This is a genomic window from Mesorhizobium sp. Cs1321R2N1, assembly GCF_037179725.1.
GTDB classification, from domain to species: Bacteria; Pseudomonadota; Alphaproteobacteria; order Rhizobiales; family Rhizobiaceae; genus Mesorhizobium; species Mesorhizobium salmacidum.
Genome location: NZ_JAPYKP010000299.1, coordinates 1 through 1,658 on the forward strand (window position 1 = coordinate 1; position 1,658 = coordinate 1,658).

Below are 1,658 nucleotides of genomic sequence, written 5' to 3' on the forward strand. Positions count from 1 at the left end.
GTCGGCTGCAATCTGGGCGAAGGCCGTCCAGGCGCCTTGGCCCATGTCCTGAGCGCCGGTTTCCATCAAGCCGCTGCCGTCGGCCCTCAGCACCGCGCGTGCCTCGGCCTGGAACATGAGCGCCGGGAACGTCGCCGTGCCCATCCCCCAGCCGGTAAGGAAACCGTCCGCGTCACGCATCCGCCGCGGCTGCAGCGGGCGGCTCGCCCAGCCAAACGCCTCGGCCGCCTGTTCGTAGCATTCGCGCAGCGCCTTGGAGGAGAACGGCTTGCCGGTCATGGGCTCGACTTCGGCATAATTCCTGAGCCGGAATTCCAGCGGGTCCATGCCGCAGGCATGGGCCGCCTCGTCGATGGCGCTTTCCAGCGCGATCGATCCGGTGGCCTCGCCCGGCGCCCGCATGAACAGCGGCGTGCCGGTGTCGAGCCGCACGGCATCGTGCGAGGTGGCGATGGCCGGACTGGCATAGAGCGTGTGCGAGGCGTCCGCCGCCGGTTCGAAGAAATCGTCGAACGTGCTCGATGTGGTCCTGGCGTGATGGGAGAGCGCGGTCAGCCGTCCTTCGCCATCCATACCCATGCGCAATGTCTGGCGGGTCGGGGCGCGATGGCCGACCGGGCCGTACATCTGCTCGCGCCGCAGCACCAGCTTGACCGGGCGGCCGACGAGACGCGCCGCCAGGATGCCGAGCACTTGCGGCCCGGAGATCATGCCCTTGGAGCCGAAACCGCCACCCAGGAACGGGCTGCGGATGTGGACGTTCCGCGGCGCGATGCCGAACAGGCCGGCGATGCGCCCTTGCGCCATGGCAAGGCCCTGGCTCGGCGTGTCGATCGACAGCTGGTCGCCGTCCCAGGCAGCGACGATTGCGTGGGGCTCCATGGCGTTGTGGTACTGTGCCGGCGTCTCGTAAGCCGCCTCGATCCGCGTCCTTGCCGATTCGAGGCCGGCCTCGACATCGCCCTTCTCCTGCACCGCCGGGTTGCCGACGCCGACGCCGCGCGGGACGAAGCTTTTGCCGCCATCGAGACCGACCCGCGCCGGCAGCGTTTCATAGCGCGGCGACAGCAGCGCCGCGCCTTCGGTCGCCGCTTCCAGCGTCTCCGCGATCACCACGGCAATGCTCTGGTTGGGATAGCGAACCCCATCGTTCTGCAGCAGGTCGAGCCGGAACATGAAGGGATGGTCCTTGGCATCCGGATCGACGGCGAGCGCCGGCCGGTTCAGTGGGGTCATCACCTCGACCACGCCCGAATGCGCCTTGGCCGCCTCGATATCCAGCGACACGACCCGACCGCGCGCGATGCTCGAGACGGCGAGCACGGCATAGAGCATGCCGGGCGGGTGGTTATCGGCGGCGTAACGCGCCGCCCCGGTCACTTTCAAGAATCCGTCGCGGCGGGTCAGCGGCTGGCCGATGCTGGAGCCCTGCCGCGTCTGGGCGGGTTGCTGGTTGGGGCTGAGTTCAAGCGTCATGGCGCACTCCGGGAATGGAGGAAAAGGGGGAGGCAGGAAGGGCCGGCGTCCGCTCGGGCGTTCCGGCCTTTGCGGCCATCAGCGCCCTGACGACAATGCGGCGGGCAAGCTCGATCTTGAAGGCATTGTCACCGGAGGGGCTGGCGTCGGACAACGCGGCATCCGCGGCGCGAACGAAGGTC

1 protein-coding gene and 1 pseudogene are annotated in these 1,658 nt (G+C 68.9%); both read right to left on the minus strand.

The genetic code is table 11. The features are described 5' to 3' along the window. Window positions 1–1,476, minus strand: a 1,476-nt coding sequence (locus O7A61_RS32125) for a xanthine dehydrogenase family protein molybdopterin-binding subunit (RefSeq protein ID WP_337133162.1), incomplete at its 3' end; no start/stop codon positions are given. Beyond that, a pseudogene (locus O7A61_RS32130) lies at window positions 1,466–1,658 on the minus strand (FAD binding domain-containing protein); the annotation flags it as partial. The gene O7A61_RS32125 and the pseudogene O7A61_RS32130, both read right to left, overlap by 11 nt.